Annotated in this window: 24 protein-coding genes and 1 other RNA gene; 14 read left to right on the top strand and 11 right to left on the bottom strand. The window is 33.1% G+C overall.

What is annotated here, in order from left to right:
• The first annotated feature begins 30 nt into the window (after positions 1 to 30).
• The 8 genes from gcvT (at position 31) to ACFQ0I_RS10310 (ending at position 10372) form a co-directional block, all read left to right on the top strand.
• Complete coding sequence (gcvT, locus tag ACFQ0I_RS10345; RefSeq protein WP_379941975.1) at positions 31 to 1113, top strand: glycine cleavage system aminomethyltransferase GcvT; 1083 nt, start codon at positions 31 to 33, stop codon at positions 1111 to 1113.
• Between the two features lie 2 nt (positions 1114 to 1115).
• Positions 1116 to 2030 (top strand): glutaminase, encoded by a 915-nt coding sequence (locus tag ACFQ0I_RS10340; RefSeq protein ID WP_379941972.1) that lies wholly within the window; start codon positions 1116 to 1118, stop codon positions 2028 to 2030.
• A gap of 26 nt (positions 2031 to 2056) precedes the next feature.
• The gene (locus ACFQ0I_RS10335; RefSeq protein ID WP_379941970.1) at positions 2057 to 2887 is read left to right on the top strand and encodes a sugar nucleotide-binding protein; all 831 of its coding nucleotides are present in this window, start codon (positions 2057 to 2059) and stop codon (positions 2885 to 2887) included.
• Positions 2888 to 2950: 63 nt separating this feature from the next.
• The gene (locus ACFQ0I_RS10330) at positions 2951 to 3244 is read left to right on the top strand and encodes a 4a-hydroxytetrahydrobiopterin dehydratase (RefSeq protein WP_379941968.1); all 294 of its coding nucleotides are present in this window, start codon (positions 2951 to 2953) and stop codon (positions 3242 to 3244) included.
• A 133-nt stretch (positions 3245 to 3377) separates the two neighbouring features.
• Positions 3378 to 4097: a YebC/PmpR family DNA-binding transcriptional regulator gene (locus tag ACFQ0I_RS10325; protein WP_379941966.1), complete on the top strand. Its 720-nt coding sequence runs from the start codon at positions 3378 to 3380 to the stop codon at positions 4095 to 4097.
• A gap of 59 nt (positions 4098 to 4156) precedes the next feature.
• The gene (locus ACFQ0I_RS10320; protein WP_379941963.1) at positions 4157 to 5140 is read left to right on the top strand and encodes a Gfo/Idh/MocA family protein; all 984 of its coding nucleotides are present in this window, start codon (positions 4157 to 4159) and stop codon (positions 5138 to 5140) included.
• A 162-nt stretch (positions 5141 to 5302) separates the two neighbouring features.
• Positions 5303 to 7900 (top strand): zinc-dependent metalloprotease, encoded by a 2598-nt coding sequence (locus ACFQ0I_RS10315; protein ID WP_379941960.1) that lies wholly within the window; start codon positions 5303 to 5305, stop codon positions 7898 to 7900.
• A 237-nt stretch (positions 7901 to 8137) separates the two neighbouring features.
• Positions 8138 to 10372, top strand: coding sequence for an amino acid permease (locus tag ACFQ0I_RS10310; RefSeq protein ID WP_379941958.1), 2235 nt, complete (start codon positions 8138 to 8140; stop codon positions 10370 to 10372).
• Positions 10373 to 10469: 97 nt separating this feature from the next.
• On the opposite strand, the gene ACFQ0I_RS10305 is transcribed toward ACFQ0I_RS10310, so the two are convergent.
• From ACFQ0I_RS10305 to ACFQ0I_RS10275, 7 genes are read right to left on the bottom strand one after another with little or no spacing between them, the layout of a single operon-like run.
• On the bottom strand, positions 10470 to 11018 hold the full coding sequence (locus ACFQ0I_RS10305) for a 1-acyl-sn-glycerol-3-phosphate acyltransferase (protein ID WP_379941956.1): 549 nt from the start codon (positions 11016 to 11018) through the stop codon (positions 10470 to 10472).
• Between the two features lies 1 nt (position 11019).
• The gene (locus tag ACFQ0I_RS10300) at positions 11020 to 12102 is read right to left on the bottom strand and encodes an iron-containing alcohol dehydrogenase family protein (RefSeq protein WP_379941954.1); all 1083 of its coding nucleotides are present in this window, start codon (positions 12100 to 12102) and stop codon (positions 11020 to 11022) included.
• Between the two features lie 45 nt (positions 12103 to 12147).
• Complete coding sequence (locus tag ACFQ0I_RS10295) at positions 12148 to 12765, bottom strand: CatA-like O-acetyltransferase (RefSeq protein ID WP_379941952.1); 618 nt, start codon at positions 12763 to 12765, stop codon at positions 12148 to 12150.
• A 1-nt stretch (position 12766) separates the two neighbouring features.
• On the bottom strand, positions 12767 to 13471 hold the full coding sequence (locus tag ACFQ0I_RS10290) for an HAD family hydrolase (RefSeq protein WP_379941950.1): 705 nt from the start codon (positions 13469 to 13471) through the stop codon (positions 12767 to 12769).
• Positions 13462 to 14190, bottom strand: a complete 729-nt coding sequence (kdsB, locus tag ACFQ0I_RS10285) for a 3-deoxy-manno-octulosonate cytidylyltransferase (protein ID WP_379941948.1) — start codon at positions 14188 to 14190, stop codon at positions 13462 to 13464. The genes ACFQ0I_RS10290 and kdsB overlap by 10 nt, the downstream gene beginning before the upstream one ends.
• Before the next feature lie 47 nt (positions 14191 to 14237).
• Complete coding sequence (locus tag ACFQ0I_RS10280; protein ID WP_379941946.1) at positions 14238 to 14804, bottom strand: DUF4126 domain-containing protein; 567 nt, start codon at positions 14802 to 14804, stop codon at positions 14238 to 14240.
• Between the two features lie 19 nt (positions 14805 to 14823).
• Complete coding sequence (locus tag ACFQ0I_RS10275) at positions 14824 to 16248, bottom strand: ATP-dependent DNA helicase (RefSeq protein ID WP_379941944.1); 1425 nt, start codon at positions 16246 to 16248, stop codon at positions 14824 to 14826.
• A 126-nt stretch (positions 16249 to 16374) separates the two neighbouring features.
• Between ACFQ0I_RS10275 and ACFQ0I_RS10270 the strand changes: the two genes are divergently transcribed.
• From ACFQ0I_RS10270 to ACFQ0I_RS10250, 5 genes are all read left to right on the top strand, one after another.
• Positions 16375 to 17115 carry a hypothetical protein gene (locus tag ACFQ0I_RS10270; protein WP_379941942.1) on the top strand — a complete coding sequence of 247 codons (741 nt, stop codon included), beginning with the start codon at positions 16375 to 16377 and terminating at the stop codon, positions 17113 to 17115.
• On the top strand, positions 17099 to 17920 hold the full coding sequence (locus ACFQ0I_RS10265) for a DUF3822 family protein (RefSeq protein ID WP_379941940.1): 822 nt from the start codon (positions 17099 to 17101) through the stop codon (positions 17918 to 17920). The genes ACFQ0I_RS10270 and ACFQ0I_RS10265 overlap by 17 nt, the downstream gene beginning before the upstream one ends.
• A complete protein-coding gene (rsmD, locus tag ACFQ0I_RS10260) occupies positions 17920 to 18459 on the top strand; it encodes a 16S rRNA (guanine(966)-N(2))-methyltransferase RsmD (RefSeq protein ID WP_379941937.1) in 540 nt (179 codons plus the stop codon). Before ACFQ0I_RS10265 ends, rsmD begins: the two co-directional genes overlap by 1 nt.
• A gap of 150 nt (positions 18460 to 18609) precedes the next feature.
• The gene (locus ACFQ0I_RS10255; RefSeq protein WP_379941935.1) at positions 18610 to 19524 is read left to right on the top strand and encodes an ester cyclase; all 915 of its coding nucleotides are present in this window, start codon (positions 18610 to 18612) and stop codon (positions 19522 to 19524) included.
• Between the two features lie 28 nt (positions 19525 to 19552).
• The gene (locus ACFQ0I_RS10250; RefSeq protein WP_379941933.1) at positions 19553 to 20302 is read left to right on the top strand and encodes a hypothetical protein; all 750 of its coding nucleotides are present in this window, start codon (positions 19553 to 19555) and stop codon (positions 20300 to 20302) included.
• 64 nt (positions 20303 to 20366) lie between these two features.
• Here the strand turns inward: ACFQ0I_RS10250 and rnpB are convergent.
• Positions 20367 to 20744: RNase P RNA component class A (rnpB, locus tag ACFQ0I_RS10245), an RNA gene on the bottom strand.
• 270 nt (positions 20745 to 21014) lie between these two features.
• On the opposite strand from rnpB, the gene ACFQ0I_RS10240 reads away from it, so the two are divergent.
• Positions 21015 to 21437: a hypothetical protein gene (locus ACFQ0I_RS10240; RefSeq protein WP_379941930.1), complete on the top strand. Its 423-nt coding sequence runs from the start codon at positions 21015 to 21017 to the stop codon at positions 21435 to 21437.
• 239 nt (positions 21438 to 21676) lie between these two features.
• Here the strand turns inward: ACFQ0I_RS10240 and ACFQ0I_RS10235 are convergent, their stop codons facing one another.
• From ACFQ0I_RS10235 to ACFQ0I_RS10225, 3 genes are all read right to left on the bottom strand, one after another.
• On the bottom strand, positions 21677 to 22783 hold the full coding sequence (locus ACFQ0I_RS10235; protein WP_379941928.1) for an LPO_1073/Vpar_1526 family protein: 1107 nt from the start codon (positions 22781 to 22783) through the stop codon (positions 21677 to 21679).
• Positions 22773 to 22949 (bottom strand): hypothetical protein, encoded by a 177-nt coding sequence (locus tag ACFQ0I_RS10230; RefSeq protein ID WP_379941926.1) that lies wholly within the window; start codon positions 22947 to 22949, stop codon positions 22773 to 22775. Before ACFQ0I_RS10230 ends, ACFQ0I_RS10235 begins: the two co-directional genes overlap by 11 nt.
• Before the next feature lie 264 nt (positions 22950 to 23213).
• The gene (locus tag ACFQ0I_RS10225; RefSeq protein ID WP_379941924.1) at positions 23214 to 24869 is read right to left on the bottom strand and encodes a MutS-related protein; all 1656 of its coding nucleotides are present in this window, start codon (positions 24867 to 24869) and stop codon (positions 23214 to 23216) included.
• Positions 24870 to 25096 lie beyond the last annotated feature (227 nt).

Raw genomic sequence — 25096 nt, 5'->3', positions numbered from 1 at the left:
CGAGGGAATACTAAAAAATATAACTATCGTATGAAAAACACCGCCTTAACATCAACTCACGAAGCTTTAGGAGCTAAAATGGTTCCATTTGCAGGTTTTAACATGCCCGTACAATATGAAGGTGTCAATGCCGAACACGAAACGGTTAGAAACGCTGTTGGTGTATTTGATGTATCGCATATGGGTGAGTTTTTAATTGAGGGTGAACATGCGTTGGCATTAATTCAAAAAGTAACAAGCAATGATGCTTCTAAATTAACTATTGGGAAAGCACAATACAGTTGCTTGCCAAACGATACAGGTGGAATTGTAGACGATTTAATTGTGTATCGTATTAAAGAAGATACCTATCTCTTAGTTGTAAATGCAAGCAATATTGAAAAAGATTGGAACTGGATTTCGTCTAAAAACGATGTTGGTGCCAGCATGCGCGATTTGAGTGATGACTATTCGTTGCTTGCCATTCAAGGTCCAAAAGCTATTGAAGCGATGCAGTCCTTGTCAAGTCACGATTTATCGGCTATAAACTTTTACAATTTTATTGTGGGCGATTTTGCAGGTATAGAGCATGTTATCATATCTGCAACAGGTTATACAGGTAGCGGCGGTTTCGAAATTTATTGTAAAAACTCAGAGGTAAAACAAATCTGGGATAAAGTATTTGAAGCTGGTGCAGATTATGGCATTAAACCAATAGGTTTGGCGGCTAGAGATACGCTTCGCTTAGAAATGGGGTATTGTCTTTACGGAAATGATATCGACGATACAACCTCGCCTATTGAAGCTGGGTTGGGTTGGATAACAAAATTCACAAAAGACTTTACAAATTCTGAAGCTTTAAAAAAGGAAAAAGAACAAGGCCCAAAACGTAAATTAGTGGCTTTTGAGCTAGACGAACGCGGAGTTCCACGTCACGGTTATGATATTGTCGATACGAACGGAAACAAAATTGGTGAAGTAACCTCAGGCACTATGTCACCATCCTTAAATAAAGGAATCGGATTAGGTTATGTGCCAACTTTGTTTTCTGAAATTGGCAGTAAAATAAACATTCAAATTCGCAAAAATGCGATTTCAGCAACAGTGGTAAAATTGCCATTTTATAAAAATTAAATATGCTCAGTTTTCAAGCTATTTTAGAAACCATTTATAAAGACGCCTTAAATGCTGAAGATAAAGGTAAGGTTCCAACCTATATTCCAGAATTGGCAAATATTGATATAAATAGTTTTGGAATTCACTTAAGAACATTTGATGGTAAAGACTATGGTATAGGCGATTTTAATAAAAAATTCTCCATTCAAAGTATCTCAAAAGTTCTTGCGCTATCAAAGGCCATTTCGTTAGTAAACGGAACCGTTTGGAAACGTATAGATGTAGAACCTTCAGGGCATCCATTTAATCAGTTAGCCTTGTTAGAAATCGAAAACGGCAAACCAAGAAACCCATTAATAAATTCTGGAGCCATCATAATTGCAGATATTTTAATTAGTAATTTAAAAAATCCTAAAGAAGATTTCTTGAATTATATTCGAGAATTAACTGGCGATAACGATGTTAATTATAACCTAACAGTAGCAAACTCAGAGAAAAATACGGGCTTTAAAAATTATGCCGCCGCTAATCTTTTAAAATCGTTTAAAAACCTTGATAATAGTGTTGATGAGGTATTAGATTTTTATTTTCATCAGTGTTCTATCGAGATGACTTGCAGCCAATTAACAAAAGCATTCTATTTTTTAGCAAATAAAGGGGTGAGTCTGTCTAACAAAAACATTATTTCAGAATCTCAGGCTAAACGTATCAATGCCATTATGCTAACCTGTGGGTTTTACGATGAAGCAGGCGAATTTGCATTCGAAGTTGGATTGCCCGGAAAAAGTGGCGTAGGTGGTGGTATTGTAGCCTTATTACCAAATAATTATGTAATTACTACCTGGGCGCCAGGACTCAATTTAAAAGGGAATTCTAAATTGGGTATGTTGGCTTTAGAACAATTTACTACCAAAACCAAATTATCTATATTTTAAACAAATTTTTTGTTTGAAGAAATTTCATGAATAGTCGAGAAGATAAACATAGAATTTTAATTTTAGGAGCTAGCGGCTTTTTAGGAAACGCTATATATAAAGAACTCTGCTCCTATTTTAAAACTTTTGGAACCTATCGAACACCCAATAACCAATTAGAAAAAAATAATCATTTTTTCCACTATAATATCGAAGAAGACGATGTTTACGAAATACTGGACATCGTAAAACCTACGGTTATTATATCTGCACTTCGTGGCGATTTTGCTTTTCAGTTTATCGCTCATAAACATGTGGCAGAATATGTGTTTTCAAGAAAAATTAAATTTATATTTTTATCGTCCGCCAATGTTTTTGACGCTTATAGTAAATACCCAAGTTATGAACAAGACAAAACGTTAAGTCATAGTATTTACGGGCATTTTAAAATCAAAATAGAAAACATGCTGTTGCGATTACCTAAAAGTCAAATCGCAATTTTAAGATTGCCAATGGTTTTCGGATCAAATTCTCCCCGCATTCAAAAGATTGTTCAAGATATAAACGACAAAACGCCTATTGAAGTGTTTCCAAATTTAATCATGAATGTTACCAACGATTCTAAAGTTACACAACAAATACATTATATAATAAATAGAAACAAATCCGGCATTTTTCATTCGGGAAGCAGCGATTTAGTCCATCATGATGAATTTATTAAAGAAATTATTGCATCATTAAACTTAAAAAATGCCATTTATAAACAGGTTTATACTACCAACAACGACAGGTATTTGGCTGTACTACCTAAATATAATCTGCTTCCAAAAAACTTACAACTTACAAGCCATAGCATTATAGAAACGCTAAAAATATAAGTTGTCGCTTACGTATGATTTTAGTACATTGATAGCTAATAAATTATTATAAAAAATATAATTATGAATAAACTTTCTAAAGACGAAATTGAAAAAAGATTACTTAATTTTCCCGATTGGGATTATTATGATCATGCTATTCATGCTGAATTTGAATTTGATAATTTTAAAGATTGTTTCAGTGCTATGAGCCGCATTGCATTTGAATGTGAAGCATTAAACCACCATCCAGACTGGTCTAATGTCTATAATGTTTTAACCATTTCGTTAACAACACACAGTGCAAATGGCGTTACAGAAAAAGATTTTAAATTAGCCAAAGCAATCGAAGCAATTGTTGAACCAGAAGAAGATTAAATTTTTTTTACACACTCAGTTATCGCGGCTATTTACAATATTTAAAAAAGCAGCAATCCGTTTTTCAATTGACAGATTTTTTTAAATTTGCGTCTCGATAAAAAATAATAAATAGATAATAAACAATATTGGTATGGGAAGAGCTTTCGAATTTAGAAAAGCACGTAAAATGAAACGTTGGTCTGCCATGAGTAAAGCATTTACTCGTATTGGTAAAGATATAGTAATGGCTGTGAAAGAAGGCGGTCCAGACCCTGCTGGTAATGCCCGTTTAAGAGCCGTAATGCAAAATGCTAAGGCTGTAAATATGCCGAAAGACAATGTAGAACGCGCAATTAAAAAGGCAAGTGAAAAAGGACAGGGTGATTATAAAGAAGTTATTTTTGAAGGTTATGCGCCGCATGGAATTGCTGTTTTAGTTGAAACAGCTACCGATAATAACACCAGAACCGTAGCTAATGTGCGAAGCTACTTTAATAAATGCGATGGGAGTTTAGGAACATCAGGTTCGGTAGTTTTTATGTTCGACCATACTTGTAATTTTAGAATAAATGCTGAAGGATTAGATCCTGAAGAAGTTGAATTAGAATTTATTGATTACGGTGCCGAAGAAGTTTTTGCAGATGAAGATGGCATCCTAATTTATGCGCCTTTTGAAAGTTTTGGGGCTATACAAGCTGCCTTAGAAGAAAAAGGTATAGAAATATTGTCTTCGGGCTTTGAACGCATTCCTCAGGTTACTAAAAAACTAACTCCTGAAGAAGCTGCGGATGTTGAGAAACTTTTAGAAAAATTAGACGATGATGATGATGTACAAAATGTATATCACACCATGGAAGAAAGTGAAGATTAAAAAATTATTATTTACAAAAAGAGCGCTATAAACGCTCTTTTTTGTTTTAAAATATGTTCATGAAAAATAATACTATTATAAAATGGGGCATTATTGGCTGCGGTAATGTTACCGAAGTTAAAAGCGGACCTGCATATAAATTAACTTCTGGTTTTGAACTCGTTGCTGTGATGCGACGTGATGCCGAAAAAGCAAAAGACTATGCTATCAGACATCAAATAAAAAAATATTACACAAATGCAGACGATTTAATTAACGATGATGAAGTTGATGCCGTTTATATTGCAACGCCTCCAGACAGCCATAAACTATATGCTTTAAAAGTGGCCGATGCTGGTAAAATTTGTTGTATTGAAAAACCTATGACATCTAGTTATGCCGATAGTTTAGAAATATACAATGTATTTAACAATAAAAATATCCCTTTATTTGTTGCCTATTACCGCCGTTCCTTACCCCGGTTTTTAAAAGTAAAAGAGTGGCTAATTGCTAAGTCCATTGGTGAAATTAGACACATTAATTGGCACTTTAGTAGACCAGCAAGTGCGTTAGATACCTCGGGAGAGTATAATTGGCGAACCGATGCGACCATAGCGCCTGGTGGCTATTTTGATGATTTGGCGAGCCACGGACTTGATCTTTTTAACTTTTTACTCGGAGATATTAAAGAAGTGCACGGTATAAGCTTAAATCAGCAAAAAAATTATTCAGCTAAAGATGCCTTTACCGCATGTTGGATGCATGATAATACTATTACCGGCTCTGGAAGTTGGAATTTTGATTGTCATGATTCTATAGATCAAGTCACTATTTATGGGAGCGAAGGACGCATAGAATTTTCAATTTTTCATGACAATGCTATCATTTTAGAAAGCAAAACGACATCTGAAAAACTTTTTATCGAAAATTCAAAACACATACAAATTCACCACGTTGAAGCGATGCGCGATATGCTTATTCATAAAAATTACACCCATCCATCAACAGGTTTATCAGCAATTCATGCCAATTGGGTTTTAGATAAAATTCTCCAAAACCTGTAGCTGTTTCATGTAAAAATTTGATTTTATCCGTTTTTATTCTATTTCCATTAACAAAATTTAACTTTTGTTATAGAATTCTTAAAAAACAATATGCTTATTTTTAGCGCGACTAATTCAAATAAATAATTAAAATTAGGATGTTATCCTGTTAAAGTTAAACCTATGACACACTTCAAATCTCGTATTTTAAAATTCAGAATTATTGTAATTGTTTTTATTGTTTCATTGATTTTTCAAAGTATTCATGCTCAGGATAAGAAAAAGAAAAGCAAAAAAGGTGATAACACCGAGGTTGCTACTCCCCCATCAAAAAAAGATAAAACAATTGCGGAGTTAATAAAATCATCTAAAAAAATTGAAGGGTTGTTTCCTATCTATCAAGATACAATTACAGGTTCTTTACAATTATTAATATCAGAAAACCAATTAAATAAAGAATTCATTCACTTTAGCCAGATTGCCGACGGAATACTAGATGCTGGCAGGTATAATCGAGGCGCCTACATGGGTTCTAAAGTCTTCAAGATTGAAAAATATTTCGATAAAATTGAATTTATAGCCCAAAATACGTCATTCTATTTTGATCCAGAGAGTCCGCTTTCAAAATCTAAAGACGCTAATATTAGCAATGCTAACTTGGCAAGTATAAAAATTGAAGCATCCGACAAGAAAAAAGGACTTTACTTAATAAAAGCAGACGATTTATTTCTTAGTGAAACCTTGTCGCAAATTAAACGTGCAAGTTCACCGAATGAATCTCCAACATCGTTTAAATTAGGAAGTTTAAGCAAAGAAAAAACGAAGATAAGGTCGATTAGAAATTATCCGGAAAACACTAATCTCGAAGTAGAATATGTTTACTCATCGCCTTCTGTATTAAACTCAGGTTCTGAGGCGGTTACCGATGGAAGAAACGTAAGCATTAAAATTTTTCATAGTTTGGTTGCTATGCCGGAAAACGACTATGATGTGAGATTCGATGATCCGCGAGTTGGATATTTTACAACTAAGGTAGACGATCAAACTTCTACAAAAAGCATTACCTACCGAGATTTAATTCATAGATGGCATCTAAAGAAAAAAGACCCTGCGGCAGCAATGTCCGAGCCTGAAGAACCTATTGTTTGGTGGATTGAAAATTCAACACCTTTAGAATGGCGAGAAACTATTACCAATGCTGTGTTGCAATGGAATGTGGCTTTTGAAAAAGCAGGATTTAAAAATGCGATGGTTGTAAAAATTCAACCTGATGATGCCGACTGGGATGCTGGCGATATTCGATACAATGTATTACGCTGGACATCATCCCCTAAACCTCCGTTTGGTGGCTACGGTCCTAGTTTTGTTAATCCGAAAACAGGGCAAATATTAGGCGCCGATATCATGTTTGAATTTGTGCATTTTACCAACCGAGTTTTATATGATAAAGTTTATGAATTGGCTTCGATAGATGCTCCTTATGAATCGTTTGCTAATAACTCTCATGATTTTTTAAGCTGTTCATTAGGACATCAAATTCATCAAGACGTCATGTTTGCTGGAATAGCAGCTTCGGCTTACAGCAATTCAGATCTTCAAATGGATCGCATTAAAAAGGAATCGATGACTGCTTTGGTTATGCACGAAATAGGCCATACTTTGGGACTTAATCATAATATGAAAGCAAGTCAGTTATTTTCGCCAGAGCAACTGGCAGATCCTGTTTTTATTGAAGGCAAATGTTTAACGGCTTCCGTGATGGATTATGCTGCTTTAAACGTAACCAGAGATCGTTCAAAACAAGGACAATATGATGATGTGGCAGTTGGTCCTTATGATGTTTGGGCAATTCAATTGGGGTATACACCTTTCAAAACAGAAAATGAAAGACAAGCATTGTTAAATGAATCTACGAAACCCGAACATATGTTTGGAAATGATGCCGATGATATGCGTTCTCCTGGTAAAGCGATAGACCCTCGAGTAATGACGTCAGACCAGTCTAACGATCAAATCACTTTTTCGATAGACCGAATAGAATTATCAAATGATTTGATGAAGGATTTAAAAAGCAAATTCTCTAAACCAGGGGAATCGTATGAAGAATTACGACGTGTGTATTATCTGCTTAGTTCTCAACAGGCCACGGCGGCAAACATCATCTCTAGATTTATTGGAGGTGTTTACGTAGATCGCTCTATGCATGGGCAAAGCGAAGGGACGAAACCTTACGAACCAGTTAGTTTAAAAGATCAAAAAAGAGCGATGGCGGCATTGAGTAAATACGTATTTGCTCCAGATGCCTTCGACGCACCTAACGATTTGTATAACTATTTAGCTATGCAACGCCGAGGTTTTGAATTTTTTAATGGTCCTGAAGATCCAAAAATTCATAAGCAAGTACTCACCTATCAAAAAAATGTCCTCAATCATATTTTGCATTATAATACGTTGCAACGTATTTCAGATTCAGAGTTATACGGAAATGAATATAAGCTGACCACGTATATGACCGATTTAAATAATGCGATTTTTAAAGCAGATATTTATGGGAATGTGAATTCATTCAGACAAAATCTTCAATTAGAGTATACCAATATGTTAATAAGCATGCTAACGGGAAAGCAAAATGCTAGTTTCTCTAACAATGCAAAATCTATGGCATTATACAATTTGCAAAATATTAGAAAAATGGCTGCGAGTTCTGGTGATATTTCATCAATTGCTCACAAGCAGCACTTAAGAACACTAATAGATAACGCTTTGAAAGAAGTTAAATAAAACGCAGTTATCTGTAAAGAAAAAGCTACTTCGAAGTTGAAGTAGCTTTTTTTTATGGTTAGCCATGTTTCTTTTTAGGAACAAAAAATTGTTTACTTTATGTTTCATTTACTAACACAGCTAATATAGACCAAAATCTATGCCATACATTAATTTGTTATAAATAAAATCATTAATTTGGATGACTTTTAAACTCCTAAAAAGTCTAAAAAATAAAATTAAGTAAAATAAAAAAATATGAGTAAAACGCTGTCTTCTTCCAAAGCTAACTTCGGCACGCTTCCGGTATTTTTAACCGCAATTTCTACAATTCTAGGGGCCGTTATGTTTTTGCGTTTCGGATTTGCTGTTGGTTCGGTTGGCTTTATGGGTACATTACTGATAATATTTATTGGACATCTTGTCACAATCCCCACAGCCATGGCATTAGCAGAAATTGCTACCAATCAAAAAGTTGAAGGTGGTGGCGAATATTTTATAATATCGCGTTCGTTTGGTGTAAACATTGGAGCTGCTATTGGTATCGCCTTATATTTATCGCAGGCCATTAGCGTCGCATTCTATGTTATTGCGTTTGGTGAAGCTTTTGATGCCATAAAACCTTGGGTGATTACCGAGTTTGGCTATGAAATTTATGACAATAGATTGTTTACCATTCCTGCGTTGTTGCTATTAATTTGGCTTATGGTTACCAAAGGAGCAGATTTGGGAATGAAAGCTTTGTATATAGTAGTTACTATTTTGGCTATTTCACTTGTGCTTTTTTTTATGGGAACTACCGACTACGCCAATGTTTTTGATAGCTCTCAAATATTTAAGGGTGTAGAATCAGACAAAGGGTTCTTTTATGTTTTTGCTATTATTTTTCCCGCCTTTACTGGTATGACGGCTGGTGTTGGTTTATCGGGAGATTTAAAAGATCCTAAAAAGTCAATTCCTATGGGTACTCTAGCAGCCACAATTATGGGTATGTTTATTTATGTGTTTATTGCTTATAAATTAACATCGTCTGCAAGCCCGACAGATTTAATAAGCGATCAATTAATAATGAGTAAAATTGCCTTATGGGGACCCATAATTCCAATTGGGTTGGCTGCTGCAACCATTTCATCGGCACTGGGATCGTTTATGGTGGCTCCAAGAACGTTGCAAGCTATTGGAGGTGATAAAGTTTTTCCAAATAGACGTGTTAATTTTTGGGTTTCTAAAGGAACTAAAAAGAATAACGAACCTAGAAACGCCACCATTTTAACCAGTTTAATCGCTGTTGTTTTTGTATTGATGGGCGATGTTAATGCGGTAGCCGAAATTATTTCTATGTTTTTTATGGTGACTTATGGGTCGCTTTGCCTTATTTCATTTATGCAACATTTTGCAGCAGATCCTTCTTACAGACCTTCATTTAAATCTAAATGGTATTTGTCGCTATTAGGGGCTATTATGTGTATTTACTTGATGTTTAAAATTAATACACCTTACGCCATGGCAGCTATTGCATTAATGGTTGTTTTATACTTATATATCTCTACAAAAAGCGATAATAAAAAAGGAATGGCTAACATTTTTCAAGGTGTTATTCATCAATTTAGCAGACGAATGCAAGTGTTTTTGCAGAAAGCAGATAAAGATAACACCGACGAAAATTGGAGACCTGCTGTACTCTGTTTATCTAAAGATAGCTTTGAACGCTTGAGTGCTTTAGAAATGATGAAATGGATATCGCATCGCTATGGCTTTGGAACTTATATTCATTTTGAAAAAGGTTATTTTTCAGCGGAATCTAAAAAAATTGCCGCCGAAAAACTTGATAAATTAATTAAAATTGCATCAACGAGTAAGTCTAATGTATTTTTAGAAACACTTATAACACCTTCTAATACTGCTGCAATTGTACAAGCCATTCAGCAACCTGGTATTTCCGGACAACCTAATAACATGATGCTTTTTGAATATAAAAAAGGTGAAAAAGAATGGCTATCGGATATAATAGACAATTTTAGTGTTTTAAAAACTGCAAAATATGATTTGTGTATTTTAGCCAGTTCAGATAAAGGATTTGGATATAAGAAAGATATTCATGTGTGGATTCGTAAGGAAGATTATGACAATGCTAATTTGATGATTCTGCTATCGTATATTATTTTAGGGCATTCCGATTGGAAAAACGGAGAAATAAAGCTATTTGCAACCTTCCCTAAAGAAGAATTAAAGCAAGAAGAAGAAAATTTAATAGAACTTACAAGCTCTGGAAGATTACCTATATCGGCCAATAATATTAGAGTTTTACCGCTAGACCGCGATAAAAAACGCGTAGATATTATTAATGAATACTCTCAAGACGCCGATTTAACTTTAATTGGTTTTCATGAAAGTATGATGAAAGTGGATAACCCAACCGAGTTTTTTGACGCTTATGATAAAATTGGCAATGTGTTGTTTGTTAACACATTAACATCTAAATTTATAAAGTAGATATAAATTATAAAAGCAGTTTAGAAGTTCTTTTTAAGCTGCTTTTATTCTTAAATAGCAGCTTTATTTTACACCTATTCTACCTAATATTTATAGGTTATGAATATTCTGGTATTTTACCCTTTACACCTTCAAAAAAACTATACATATATTTAAAATCGGCTTCCACATCATCTGTTGGATAGAAAGGTTCTGAGATTTTGTTTTGCTTGTTTTCAAAATCAAGGGTAAACATGATAATTGGTACGTTAGCTTTTTTAGCGATATAGTAAAAACCTGTGCGCCATTCCGTTACTTTTTTTCTGGTGCCTTCTGGCGCCATAGTCATTCTAAACTCTTCCTTTTGTTTAAAAAGATTAGCAATGGCATCTACTTTGTTTTCATTATTTTGTCTGTTTATTGGTGCGCCTCCTAAAGCTCTAAAGAACAAACCAAAAGGAAAAATAAACAGCTCCTTTTTTCCAACAAAATTTGTTTTAACTTTTAATACAGCACGCAATAAAACACCAATATAAAAGTCGTGCCAACTAGTATGAGGCGCCGCAATAATAACCGCCTTTTTAATGGAGTCTTGTGAAAAATTGGTGTTGCCAACTATTTTCCATCCTAAAATTTTAAAATAAATAAGTTTGGCTAACCATCTCATATTACATTTTTTGATAAAGCTCTTTTAATTTTTTTGCTGATATAATTTGTTTCCAATTTTTACCTAACGCATTTTCCCAAAGGGGTTCTAAATTTAAAGCGATATTTATCATGATATTAAACTCATCATCACTCAAATTAGAACAGATTCCCTGTGGTAATTCAATATTATGAATTTTTTTCATCTCCTTAAACAGTTTTACACCTTCTGGGTAAAACTCTTCTAAATAATCAAAAACAATACAATTACCAATGCCATGTTTTGTCCCCAATAAATATGATAAACCATAGCTCATAGCGTGTGCAACTCCTACTTGCGAATATGCAATGCTCATGCCTCCGTGCCATGATGCCATCATTAACTTTTCTTGTGATTCTACTTTTGATAGCGAATTTTCTAAAAATATTTCCTTACATAACTCGTAAGCCATATTACCATAGGTTTCACTAAAGGTATTTAAATATGAACCATTTAACGATTCCACACAGTGAATAAAACAATCCATTCCGGTGTAAAACCATTGCTCGACAGGTACATCTGCAGTTAACTCAGAATCTAAAACTACTTGATCGAACGGTGTATAATCAGAATTAATTCCTAGTTTTTTTTCAGGACCTGTTAACACAGCTGTTCTGGAAACCTCTGCCCCTGTTCCAGACAATGTAGGGATGCCTACATGATAAATAGCTTCATTTTTTACTAAATCCCAACCTTGATAATCTTTCGCGCCTCCGTCGTTAGTCAATAATAAAGATACGGCTTTTGCCAAATCTAAAACAGAACCACCTCCAATGCCTATAATTCCAGATGGCCTTTCTTTGGTCATTAATATGATTTCTTCAACCAAAGCATCAACTTGCGATGTTTTTGGCTCTTCTTTTGTAGAGATATAAAAAATCTTATCGTCGTAGGCTAAAGAAATTCTGGATAATAATCCATCGTTGTTTCTAAAGACATCGTCTATTAAATATATAAACGGGGAGTTTATACTTAAGCGTTTGGGCTCTAAAATTTCGCTTAATTGATTGAAACTACCTCTGCCAAAAATAACTCTTGGCACCATTGGAAAGTTTTTGTAACTCATTTAAAAAATTTTCTTTTTCTTGTTGTAAAAATAGTACTATTAAACTTACTTGTTTAAATATTCTTGGAATTTTTCTGAAAATTCATTTACATGGTACCCGTCAACCAAAGCATGATTTACATTTATAGCCACATTCATCATCATCTTCGATTTCTTTTTGTACGTTTTGCTAAAAGCCAGTTTTGGAACCGAATCTAAAACACCAGAAACGGGTTCTTTATGACCTAAAAATTCTAACCATGGTAATGCAGAACAATGAATACAATCTAAGCCGTTTTTAGTTGGATATAAATCTGTCGTTGAATTTATTCGGACTTTTTCAGCTTCAATATTCTTTAAAAAAACATTTAAATCGGTGCTAAACTCTATAAATGAAAAGCCAAATGTATTATCGGTCCGCATGATAGTTGACGATGCATGAATTACATCAAAAGCAACAACTAAATCATTTTCAATTCTATATTTAAAATTTTCTACTGCATTGATGGCTTTCATACAGTCATGAAGATATCTTCCAAAGAAACTAACATTATTCTCTTTCGAAAACTTATAAGCATTTGTGACATTAATAGGAATAGTCACCGAAAAATAAGGGTCTTTTAATGCTGAAAAGTGCTTATAATGAAGTTTTCTATTCCAGGTATTAATATCAATTACTTTCAAACTAACTTAATAATTTAATGAGTTCTCTTAAACTGCTTATTGTTTTATAGGCTTTGCCATTGGTTTCTTGCTCGGTAACTTGTTCGTGTGCCCAAGTGGTATGAAATGGCACATGAACCGCGTGTGCGTTGATGTTTATAAGTGGCAGAACGTCGCTTTTTAATGAGTTCCCTATCATTAAAAATTCAGATGGTTTTATATCTAAATGATTAAGTAGTCTGGAATAATTGGCTTCTTTTTTATCACTCAAAACTTCAATATGATGGAAATATTTTGTTAACCCCGACTTCTCTAATTTGCGTTCCTGATCTAATAAATCGCCTTTTGTTGCCAGAATTAATCTGTATTTTTTTGAGAAATGTTTTAAAACTTCTTCTACACCATCTAACAATTCCACAGGTTTATTAAGCATGTCTTTCCCAATGTTTAGAATGGCATCAATGGTTTTGGTAGACACATTATAATTTGATTGCTGCAAAGCACTTTCTACCATAGATAGCACAAATGCTTTGATGCCATATCCATACAGTGGAAGATTTTCCATTTCTTTTTTAAAAAGTTCCTGGTCTATAGTATTTAGGGTTTCATATTCGGATAATAAATTACCGAATTCTATTTCTGCCTCTCTAAAATAGGTTTCGTTTACCCAAAGTGTATCGTCGGCATCAAATCCTATAACCTTTATATTGCTATAATTTATTTCCATAATTTTTTGGCACGTTCTAAATCTTCTGGCGTATCTATTTCCACACCTTGCACATTGGTTTTAACCATTTTAATGCGCTTACCATATTCTAAATATCGAATACATTCTATTTTTTCTGATGCTTCTAATGGCAACATGGGTAATCTGTAAAAATCTAGAATAGCTTCTTTTCTAAAGGCATAAACCCCTTTGTGTTTAAAATATTTAGCTCCAACATTTTTGTCTCTTGGATAAGGAATCGGACTTCTAGAGAAATAAAGCGCAAAATTAAATTTATCAGTGATAACTTTAACCGTGTTTGGGTTGTTAATCTCATCTTCGTCGGTAATATGAACCATTAACGATGCCAGATCTATTTCTTTATTATGGTCGTCTTTAAACACATCGATAAGTTTTTTTAAAGATTCCTTTTCGGTAAATGGCTCATCACCTTGTACATTAATTACAATGTCGATATCCATGAGTTCTACAGCTTCGGCAATTCTATCACTTCCGCACTCATGTTCTTTTTTACTCATAACAGCCTTACCGCCATTATTTACAATTTCATTAAAAATAATATCACTATCGGTTACGACTATTACATCGTCGAACAACTTAGTGTTAACGGTAGCTTCATAAGTACGAAGAATTACAGATTTACCTCCAAGATCTTGCATAAGTTTCCCTGGAAAGCGCGATGCACGATATCGTGCCGGAATCATTGATATTATTTTCATGTAATGTTATTAATTCTACTTCAAAAATATAATATTATTTGGAGGATTTAAGTTTTATTTAGTTTAAACTTTTTATACATTTTATAGATTATATAAAATATAATTGCTACTAAAACGATTGCTACTATAGGCAGAAATATGGAAATTACAGACATAATTAAAGCTGTCCCTGATTCTATGCTTGAAACGACAGGATTTCCTAAACCTCCTGTAGTTGCGGTAGAAGCTAAACGTGCGGTAGTGGCTGTGCCAGAAATTGCTGCCGCCGTTCCACCTCCTGCAATTATTGCTAAAGCCCAAGTGATTACCGGACTTAAATCTGATACCGTTGATAACATAACCGCTGTTCCCGCTAAGGCTGCTAATGGCACCGAAACACTGTCTAGAAGATTATCTATATAAGGTATAAAATAGGCAAAAATCTCAACAACTGTGGCAACTCCTAGAGTAATTAATGCAGTTGTACTACCAATCCATTGCCAAGATTCATTAAGCTGCCACGCATCAAAATAGGCTGCCAAGCTTAATGCAAATAATGGTAAAAACACCCGAAATCCTACAGATGCCGCGAGTCCGATTCCCAAGCACACACTTATAACAGTTTCAATGGTCATGTTTTACATTTGATAAAAATTAGTCTTCAAAAAATTCATCTTTAAAACCAATAAGATACAATTTTTCTTTGGCTCTGGTGGCAGCGGTGTATAGCCAACGTAAATATTCTTTATCTACACCATTTGGTAAATAGGGCTGTTCTACAAATACGGTATTCCATTGGCCACCTTGCGATTTATGACAGGTTATAGCATACGAAAACTTAACTTGCAAAGCATTGAAATGCTTGCTTCCTTTCACCTTTAAGAATTTTTTATAGTTACTGGTTTCATTTTCAAAATCTTTCATGACTTCTTGATACAATCTGTTGGAATCTTCATAAGATAAAGATGGTGTTTCAGACTTAATAGTATCTAAAAGTAAAACTGTTTCAAACGGTCTCATTTTTGGATAATCTACCATGCGTATTTTCACTTCGGCAAAACGAAATCCATATAATTCCGTAATGCTAAAAATTTCTAAGACTTCAATAATATCACCATTAGCTATAAAACCAGCTTCGGTTGTGGGCTTTATCCAAAAATAATTATTTTTTACAACCATTAAAAAATCTCCGGCCGACAATTCGCTTTCGTTATACAATATGCGATTTCTAATTTGCTGGTTGTATAAATTAGCGCGTTTATTACTGCGAACAATAATAGCTGTTTCTTCATTTCCTAAATTACTGTAAGAATCGTTTATGGCATCCATAATTTCTTGTCCGTCAATAAGCCTTATAATATCTTTATAATCTGCTAAATCGAATTTAAAACTATCGCAAATCTCGTTGGTTAAGGCATCCCGCAAAACTGTTGCATTGGCAAGAATTCCAGAATCTTGTTCTTGTCTAACCACTTCATCTAATTCCATTTTAGTTACTTCCTTATTATAAGTTAAGGCGAGCATATTTTCATCTAAAGCAGGGCTTAAATCTAATTTCACAGGAGGTAACTGCGCGGTATCACCTATTAAAAGTAGCTTGCAATGATGCCCAGAGTACACATATTGTATTAAATCGTCTAATAGAGACGCGTTTTCGAAGGCTTTTGAGTCGCTAGGGGTATCTGGAATCATCGATGCTTCGTCTACGATAAAAATAGTGTTTTTATGCTTGTTAGGTTGCAGTACAAACGACACGCCACCACCCTTCTCTTTCTTAGGAAAATATATCTTTTTATGTATTGTAAACGCCTCTTTTCCAGAGTAATTAGATATTACTTTTGCCGCTCTACCGGTTGGCGCCATGAGCACAGAACTCTTCTTAGCTTTCCATAAATTATTCACTATAGTGCCCACAATTGTCGTTTTTCCAGTACCTGCATAGCCTTTAAGCATGTAAAGCGCATTGGGCGACGAATTAAAAATAAATTCTGAAAGTTGTTGTAAAACTACATTTTGTTTTAAGGTTGGTTGAAATGGAAATTGCTGTTTTATAAGTAAATAAAATTCAGAAGAGGTCATTAATTAAGTTAAATTACAAATTATTCAAAGATAGCAATGATTTTTAGTCACAATACGTTTTAACGATTAAAAAAAAATTGTAGATTTGCGAAAGACCTTTAATAAACTTTTTAATTAAAAACGATTATGCTGAAATTTATTCTTATTGCTGTTGCAGTTGTATTATTTACAATTGTCTTGGTTAAGTTAGTTGACAAATTTATACCTTCCAAATTTAAGCCCATTTTAAGTGTGGTTCTTTGGGTTTTAATTGGCTTTTTGGCCTACCAAACATACATGTCTATTTATACCCCTATTTTATTTAACCAAGAAAAAAATAGACGTTATAAAGTAATAATTAACAATTTAAAGGACATAAGAGACTCTCAATTAGCTTACAGACAAGTTAATGGGCAGTTTACAGATAGTTATGATGAATTAGTGAAATTTATTGAAACTGGAAAATTCACTATTACGCAAAGAAAAGATTCTAGTGTGGTAGATGTTGAAGCTAACAAAAGATTTGGTTTAACTACCATGATGAAAGACATTGTAGTTATTGATACTTTAGGATTTGTACCTGTAAAAGATTCATTATTTAAAACATCTACACGTTACAAAACAATGATGAACGTACCAGTTGGTAAAGAAGGTGAGAAATTCGAATTGAAAGCAGGATTTATTGAACAAAACGATATTAAAATTCCAGTATTTGAAGCTTCAGTTAAAAAGAATGTTATTTTATATGATCAAGATAAAGATATGCTTGCTCAAGAAAACCAAGTTGTTTCGGTTGATGGAGTAAATGGAGATGCATTAAAAGTAGGTTCAATGACAGAGGTTAACACCAACGGAAACTGGCCAAAAACTTATGGCTCAAACGAATAATATTATAAACAAATTAAATAATTTAGAATTGTCCATTCAAATAAGTTTGAGTGGACTTTCTTTTTGTATCCTGCAAAGAGATACCAATACTATTTTAACTTTAAAAGAGTTAAGTTTAAACAAAAGACTTAATCATATACAACTCTTAGATACGTTAAAACAGACTTTAAATACCGAGGAAATAATACAGAATAACTTTAGTGCGATAACCGTATTGCACGACAATAATCTGTCTGCCTTGGTGCCCAAACCATTATTTGATGATGATAATCTTGCCGATTATCTAAAATTTAATTCCAAGATTCTTGTATCAGACTTTTTAGCCACAGACGAACTTGTAATTAACGAAAGTATTAATATTTACGTGCCGTATGTGAGTATTAACAACTTTATATACGACCAATTCGGACCCTTTACCTATAAGCATGTATCGACCATTTTAATCGAAGAAATTCTAAATTTCGAAAAAAATTCTACCGCTCCTAAAATATATGTAAATGTGAGTAACAATCATTTTGAAACAATAATTGTAGATAAATCTAAACTGATTCTTTATAACACCTTCGATTATAATACTAAAGAAGATTTTATCTATTACATTTTATTTACGGCAGAGCAATTAAAATTAAATCCCGAAACTACCGATTTGGTTTTTTTAGGTGATGTTTTTAAAGGAGACGACATATACAATATCGCTTATAAATACATTCGAAATATTAGTTTTGGAAAAAGAAATGACAACTATAAATATGTTGATTCTCCAAAGTCTGAGTATTCAAATTTTACATTAATAAATAGTTTGTAATGCGCATAATTTCAGGAATTTACAAGAGCAGAAAGATTGTAGCGCCAAAAAATTTACCGGTACGCCCTACTACCGATATGGCTAAAGAATCTTTATTCAATATTTTAAATAATACGTATTATTTTGACGAGTTGGTGGTTTTAGATCTTTTCGCAGGCACCGGTAATATTAGTTACGAATTTGCTTCAAGAGGTACTGAGGACATTCTTTGTGTAGACCAAGATTTTGGTTGCATCAAATTTATTAATGAAACCGCGAACAGCTTTAAAATGCCTATTCAAACAATAAAAAGTGATGTGTTTAAATATTTAGAAAAATCTACTTTTAAGGCTAACATCATTTTTGCAGATCCGCCATATAATTTCACAGAAGAGGCATTTTCAAAAATACCAGAACTCGTATTTCAAAACAATTTACTCTTAGAAGATGGCCTCTTAATTATAGAGCATTCTAAACATACCGATCTTTCCAATTTGCAAAATTTTAGCTATACTAAAAGCTATGGAGGTAACAAATTTAGTTTCTTTGAAAACCTCTAAATAAAAAATATATTTTTGTAATTACTTTTTTTTCAGTACATTAGAGTTCTCCCTTTTGAGTCCCACACTCGAACTTTCTAGTTAAACGATTCATTTTTCGTTGCTTTTGTTCATGGTTTACATTTAATATTAACCAATTAAATTATAAACATGAAGAAGCTTTTTTTATTAGGATTAGCGGTGATTCTATTCACAGCTTGTAACAAGCAAGAATCACGTTACACACAAAATTCGCCAGAAATTGACACTTTTAAAGCGGTACTTAACGCTTACGACACTAAAAATTATGAAGCTTTAGTGAGCCATTATGCCGACACTTCTAAAACTAGTTTTAATAAAATTAATATGGCTTCCAAAGATATTCCGGAATTCCATAAAGAGAACGATCTAAACTATAGCGATAGGGGTTTTGTAAAAGAAGGACAGGAATATGAAATGGTACTTGATGATGAAGGAAAAACATGGGTAAACTTTTGGGGAACCTGGAAAGCTACTCTAGCGGCCAATGGCAAAGAATATACAATGCCGATACATTTAACAGCGAGATTTATTGATGGAAAAATTGTTGAGGATTATGGGTATTGGGATCCATCTGAAATAATTCTTGCACTTCAAGAAATTGAAGCCGTAAACAATATGAGTGTCGATGATAAAGCCTTGTATACCACAATTAAAAATATGGTAACCATTTGGAATAAAAATGACCAAGTCGCCATGAAAGCCATTTCAGTTCCTAACTTAATTAGAAACTCTAATGGACAACGTATTGCTAATAATCAAGATGAATATGGTGCTATGATGACGTCGTTCTTTACCGGATTTTCCGATTTTAAAGTAGCGCTCGAAGACACTAAAATAAATGGCAATAAAGCAATAATTACTTGGAGATGTACTGGAACTCATAATGGAGAATTTTTAGGAAATGCGGCTACAAATAAAAAAATTAATATGCTAGGCATGAGCGTTTGGACGTTTAATAAAGATGGACTGGCGGTACAAGAAGATGCCTTTTTCGATAATCTAACCATGTTTAACCAACTGGGAATCGCACCACCAAAAAGCTAATTAATTTAATCAACCAAAACAAAATATTATGAAAACAATTAAATCAACAATTTTACTGGCGCTCATTTTCTGTCTTGCCTTTAACATGTCGCAGGCACAAAAAATGTATCAAATACATCAAGATAATGTGAAACCTTCAATGTTTATGCATTACGAAAAAATTGCCAAAGAATTTAACGAAGCCTGTAAAATGCATAATCCACAAACAAGTTGGGTCACTGCCAATACCAACGACATGAAATACATGTACATCTCACCTCTTGAAAATATGGCAGATTTAGACAAGCGTCCGTTTGCAGATATGGCAAAGGCTATGGGCGACAAATGGGCTAAAATGTTTGAGGAATTCGATAAATGTTACGATTCTCACAGAACATACGTTATTTATTTAGTCGAAGACTTAAGTTATATGCCAGAAGGTATTACTATGACACAAGAGGGCGAAAATTACCGCGATTGGTTCTATATTTATTTTACGCCACAAAATGCCGCAAAGGTGCGCGAAGGCATGAAAGCTGTTAAAGATTTATATACAACCAAGAAATCTAAAGTGTATTATCGTATTTATAGAAACGGATTTGGTACATCAGAAGACTATTATTTAGTGGCAGCTTCCTCGAAAGACGAAATCGATTCTGCAACCAAGAGTAAAGCTAACAAAGATGTATTAGGGCCAGAACGCTGGGACACTTTTAGAAAGGTAATGGATTATGCGACAAGAGTCGAAGAATACAGTGGAGAAATGCGACCAGATTTATCGTATTCACCCAAAAAATAAATCAACCAACCAATTTTTAACTATAAACCCTTCTTAAAAATATCTAAGAAGGGTTTATTAATTATAAGTAAGTAAATCTATAAGCCGAATTCTGTATGTCTTAATCTCGTTTCAGTCCCGAAGCATCGCGATCTAAATCAAGAACAAAACACCCCTATCATTTATCTCAGTGCATTGTTACCAATACACTTTAGCTGCCTACCCTCCAACAATCGAGCGTGCCGCCCTCTCCCGATAGCTATCGGAACGTTGGTATACATGGCATTGCACCACATAGAGTTTACCTGGTTTCACTACAGCATTACCTGTACATACTTTCTGTTGCACTTTTCCTAACCTCACGGCTGGTGGCCATTAACCACTATGTTGCACTTCGGTGTTCGGACTTTCCTCCCAAGTACTGAAATAAATTCAGCACAAGAGCGATAAGGCGATTTACTTGCCGCAAAATTACAACAAACAAATCCCATAATCCAACAATTAAGAAATAATTAAAATATGGGCGTTACCTAAAGGTCGGGCTATACGCTACAAGTCCTCGCTCCCCCTCTCCCGATAGCTATCGGGACGGGGTCGCTGTGGGCTTTCCGCTCCTATCCCTAACGCAGCTTACAGATAACTTGAAATGCTGAAATAAACCAACAAAAATTTATTTAATACGCTTATTTTGAGTATCTTATAAAAATAAACTATTAACTAAAACCATAAAATTATGAAATCAGTAACCGTAATGGCATTTTTATTGTTTTTTACAATTAATTTAAATGCACAAAAAAATCAGTCCGAATTAGCAAAATTAAAAAGTGCTTCACCAGATGTAGTTGCTGTTCATGATGTTGAATTGCTACCCGGTCAAGATGCAAAAGCGTTTGAAACTTTTGTGTTAAATGAAATTAAGCCTATTTACGACAAAATGAAGGGACAATCATTTTCTTTATTTAAAGGAGACCGTGGTAATCGTACAAATCTCTACGCTTTTATTTTATCATTTAACAGCATTGAAGACAGAGATAGAATTTACACACCTTCAGGAGAAATGGTTGGCGATTTTGGAGACAAAGCCGTTTGGGAGAAATTAAAAACCATGGCAAAAGTCTTTTATTCTCACACCGATTATGTAAAAGTTAAGAAATAAATAACTACTAAGCTAACTTTCATTGAAAGCGATAGATTATTCTGGCATTAAGTATTAAAAGCTACATAAAACAGAGATAAAGGTCTCTGTTTTTTTGTTAATGTGCTCATAAAGAATTACAATTAAAAAAAACCATTAGGTGCTATAATTAATTCGGCTCCGGAATATATTGGTTTGGTCGATTCAGAATTTTATAATACCACTAAGCGGAACTTAGCGGTAGCTGGGGCTGGCTTTTATTAGTCTAATGGTGGTAAATTTTTGTCGCATCTTTGTGCATTCGAATGAGCTAATACTTTACCGACTGAAGTCAATTGTATACTAACTCTTATTTTATCCCACCATTCTTTGAGTATATTTAGATTTGGTTGTTTGTCCCATTCTTCTTTAAATTTATTGATATTCTGTTGCTTTACATTGTTATCGACCTTGTATAAATCATAAATTTCTTTAATTCCATTAATTTGTTCTTCGGATAATGGAATAGTCCGCAAAAAGAATTGATTATTTTGAGCTATTGGACGTTGTAAAGTTAGAGAATTAATTTGGTCTTTATTCGGAAGATTAATTCTTACATAGTCAGGATTTAATACGTGTTCAATTAATATGTTTTGCGGTAAATTGTTAATTTTCAGAATACTCAAAGCCTTGTTATAATTTTCAGAATTTTTCTCGATACCATTGTCTACATAACCACTCAACATATCAGAATAATAATCTTCCACTTTCTTTAATTTACCAAAATTACTTACTCTAACTGCATCCAGTATATCTAAATGGTCAAGCCATTCATTGCCGATTGGAAGGTTACAATAGAATAGTTTACCAAATAAGTCATTTAACACTATTAATCCTTGATAAATATCGCCACTTACAGGTACGAAATAGGTTACTGAATGAAAAACAGTTAATCCAAGTAATGCATCGTCAGAGATTTCATCTACTATTTCAACAGCACGACTAATTCCAGCTCTTGTAACACGATTTTCACCTTTCTTAAATCTGTGAATTAACAATTCTGCTAAAAGGTCATAATCAGCTGGTCTTTCTGAAGCCGCTGCTGTCTTTTGAGCTTCCACGAGTAATAATTGAAAACTTGGGTCAGCAAATGCCTCTAGTGCACCATCAACTGCATCCATTTTAGGCAGTAATCTATCTTCAAATTCTGAAACTCTTGAATTTGCAATTTTAAGCGCTTCTTGAGAATAATCTTTTCTTAACTGCAAATTCATTTCTTGATAGATTTCTCTTGCTCTTTTTTCATCAATGCCAATATTCACAACCATATTTTCAGATTGCAACTGTTGTGAATTGTCCCCAGCTCTTTGGTTTTGCTTACTTGCCATTATAATCTCTTCCTATTTGGGTTTGTGAGGAATTGTCACCCGATTTTTGTTTTTGATTCACAGTGTTTTTATTAATTCCAATTTTGTAGCCTACTGCTCCACCTGTCAGAAGTCCCAAAATTAAGGTTATAATCGCAGTTCCAATTCCGTCAAAAATCCATTCCATATTTTATTTCAATTTAATATTAGTGTTTTTTTTCAGCTTGCACACAACTACAAGGATATGAAATCGTTTTAATGTTTTATATCCAAAGTTAAACTAAGTTAGTTGGTTTTTTCTACAAAAGCAAGGTTCATAAAGAATTACAATTAAAAAAACCATAAGTTGCTAAAATTAAGTCTGCTCTGGTTTATATTGGTTTGGTCGATATAGAATTTTATAATACCACTAAGTGGAACTTAGCGGTAGTAGGGTATTTTTTTAGCTAAGTTATTTGTTAGCAAACGATATTTTTTCTGTTTTTCTTGCATCTTCTATTATTTCTGCAGGGTAATTGTACAATTCTAATATTTTAATCGCATTGCGGGTTTTCAATTTTCCTTCTTTTATTTTATGATCAAATGCAAGTTCATTATTTTTTATTTGTTCACTAAAATGAAATAGCTCAAAATTGTCTTTACTCAAAATATCAGTCAATTCAATGTCGTGAGTTGATACAAGAACAATATTATTTCCTTTATTAAGATATGATAATATAGCTTTCCCTCCCGAAATTCTCTCTATAGTATTCGTTCCTTTAAAAATTTCGTCTAATACAAACAGACAAGGATTTTTACTTTTGGAAGCATCTATTAATTCTTTTATTATTAACACTTCCTCAAGATAATAACTGGTATTTTCTAATATAGCATCAGTGATTCTTATTGAAGAGTATAATTTTAAAAATGGTGCACTATATTTTTTAGCAAAACAAACGTTTATCGTTTGAGCTAAAACACTATTTATTGAAACACTTCTAATAAATGTTGTCTTTCCAGACATATTTGAACCAGTTAATAATAAACTTTTATCTATTAAAGCTAAATCGTTAACAACACAGTTTTTAATTAAAGGATGGTAAATATCTTTGATTACCATTTTTTTTTCTTCGACAAAATTTGGTTGACACAATTCATATTCACTGGCTTTGAGTGATGCAGTAGAAATAGCTGAATCAATTTCTCCTATAAAATGAAACATCTTTTTCAGGTCTTCTTTTCTTTTTGTAATTGACTCAATGAAACTAAAGAAAATAATATACTCAAAATTGAAAATAACTTTTATAAATTCTGATGCTACCCAAAAGACAATTGCGAACTCATTATCAACTTTCTTTTCAAAACTTATAAATGCTGTTTTAAAACTGATTTTTTCAATTTCTTTGATAAACGAAGTGTCATTAAAATGATTTTTAATTTCCTCATCACTTATAATACTTTTTGAAACATTAAGTGCTTTTGAAAGTTGGCTTACACCATCAATATAATTTGAAACTTCCCATTTATTTTTAAAGTGAAACACAAGATTTATGGCAAATATTGGAATAAGAAGAATAAAGAAAATGGGGTAAAATAAACCTAAAAAAATGAAAGTCAATGATAAGATAGATAATGTGTAAATTAACCATATTATTTTTGGTTTTTCTATAGGTTGTGATGTAACCAACTCCTCAAATAAATAAGAGTCGTTAGAGTTTAAATTGGTTAAAACTAACTGAGTTTTTAATCTTAAATCTTCATTTTTTTCAAATAAAAGAGTAAGTTTATTAAAGGCCAATAGTCTATCTTGCTTTTCAATTGTTCTTAATTTGTAGTATAGATATTGTTGTCCAATTTTTGAAGAAGTTCTATCAATTATTTTAAATGTCTCATTAATATCTAAATCAGTTGCGCATCGATCAGATATTATATGATAGGCATCTTTTTTTAGATTGTTATTAATGAAGTATTTTTCAATTGATGGAAAATGAAATTCATCTTGGCGTTTCTGTTTACCCCAATTGCTTATTACATCATTTCGAGTTTTTTTTATTCTTTTTTTCTTTTTGTAATTACTTAAAAGAAATAATATAATTAGAATGATAATAACTCCTGAAATCCAATTCATAACTTGTTAGATGAGTGATTATAATATTGACAACTTTTACGTTTTAATGCTTTATTCAAGACGTTAAACGAATTTCGATAATTTTTCGCACGAGCGCAATGGAAAGACTCTATTGTTATTATTTATTTTTGTTAATAACTCTATAATTTCTCCATTTCTAATTCAAAATCCTAAGTGCATAATTCATCATCAAATTTTCCTCATTTATACGAAAACATGTTTACCAA

The sequence above is a fragment of the Mariniflexile aquimaris genome, from assembly GCF_042676825.1.
GTDB classification, from domain to species: Bacteria; Bacteroidota; Bacteroidia; order Flavobacteriales; family Flavobacteriaceae; genus Mariniflexile; species Mariniflexile aquimaris.
Note: the sequence above shows the minus strand (reverse complement) of the source record. Positions and strands in the feature narration are given on the sequence as shown.

Bases quoted from the DNA above. Each gene is read 5' to 3' on its own strand.
- gcvT (WP_379941975.1), top strand. From the start codon at position 31: ATGAAAAACACCGCCTTAACATCAACTCACGAAGCTTTAGGAGCTAAA.
- ACFQ0I_RS10340 (WP_379941972.1), top strand. From the start codon at position 1,116: ATGCTCAGTTTTCAAGCTATTTTAGAAACCATTTATAAAGACGCCTTA.
- ACFQ0I_RS10335 (WP_379941970.1), top strand. From the start codon at position 2,057: ATGAATAGTCGAGAAGATAAACATAGAATTTTAATTTTAGGAGCTAGC.
- ACFQ0I_RS10330 (WP_379941968.1), top strand. From the start codon at position 2,951: ATGAATAAACTTTCTAAAGACGAAATTGAAAAAAGATTACTTAATTTT.
- ACFQ0I_RS10325 (WP_379941966.1), top strand. From the start codon at position 3,378: ATGGGAAGAGCTTTCGAATTTAGAAAAGCACGTAAAATGAAACGTTGG.
- ACFQ0I_RS10320 (WP_379941963.1), top strand. From the start codon at position 4,157: ATGAAAAATAATACTATTATAAAATGGGGCATTATTGGCTGCGGTAAT.
- ACFQ0I_RS10315 (WP_379941960.1), top strand. From the start codon at position 5,303: ATGACACACTTCAAATCTCGTATTTTAAAATTCAGAATTATTGTAATT.
- ACFQ0I_RS10310 (WP_379941958.1), top strand. From the start codon at position 8,138: ATGAGTAAAACGCTGTCTTCTTCCAAAGCTAACTTCGGCACGCTTCCG.
- ACFQ0I_RS10305 (WP_379941956.1), bottom strand. From the start codon at position 11,018: ATGAGATGGTTAGCCAAACTTATTTATTTTAAAATTTTAGGATGGAAA.
- ACFQ0I_RS10300 (WP_379941954.1), bottom strand. From the start codon at position 12,102: ATGAGTTACAAAAACTTTCCAATGGTGCCAAGAGTTATTTTTGGCAGA.
- ACFQ0I_RS10290 (WP_379941950.1), bottom strand. From the start codon at position 13,471: ATGGAAATAAATTATAGCAATATAAAGGTTATAGGATTTGATGCCGAC.
- kdsB (WP_379941948.1), bottom strand. From the start codon at position 14,190: ATGAAAATAATATCAATGATTCCGGCACGATATCGTGCATCGCGCTTT.
- ACFQ0I_RS10280 (WP_379941946.1), bottom strand. From the start codon at position 14,804: ATGACCATTGAAACTGTTATAAGTGTGTGCTTGGGAATCGGACTCGCG.
- ACFQ0I_RS10275 (WP_379941944.1), bottom strand. From the start codon at position 16,248: ATGACCTCTTCTGAATTTTATTTACTTATAAAACAGCAATTTCCATTT.
- ACFQ0I_RS10270 (WP_379941942.1), top strand. From the start codon at position 16,375: ATGCTGAAATTTATTCTTATTGCTGTTGCAGTTGTATTATTTACAATT.
- ACFQ0I_RS10265 (WP_379941940.1), top strand. From the start codon at position 17,099: ATGGCTCAAACGAATAATATTATAAACAAATTAAATAATTTAGAATTG.
- rsmD (WP_379941937.1), top strand. From the start codon at position 17,920: ATGCGCATAATTTCAGGAATTTACAAGAGCAGAAAGATTGTAGCGCCA.
- ACFQ0I_RS10255 (WP_379941935.1), top strand. From the start codon at position 18,610: ATGAAGAAGCTTTTTTTATTAGGATTAGCGGTGATTCTATTCACAGCT.
- ACFQ0I_RS10250 (WP_379941933.1), top strand. From the start codon at position 19,553: ATGAAAACAATTAAATCAACAATTTTACTGGCGCTCATTTTCTGTCTT.
- ACFQ0I_RS10240 (WP_379941930.1), top strand. From the start codon at position 21,015: ATGAAATCAGTAACCGTAATGGCATTTTTATTGTTTTTTACAATTAAT.
- ACFQ0I_RS10235 (WP_379941928.1), bottom strand. From the start codon at position 22,783: ATGGCAAGTAAGCAAAACCAAAGAGCTGGGGACAATTCACAACAGTTG.
- ACFQ0I_RS10230 (WP_379941926.1), bottom strand. From the start codon at position 22,949: ATGGAATGGATTTTTGACGGAATTGGAACTGCGATTATAACCTTAATT.
- ACFQ0I_RS10225 (WP_379941924.1), bottom strand. From the start codon at position 24,869: ATGAATTGGATTTCAGGAGTTATTATCATTCTAATTATATTATTTCTT.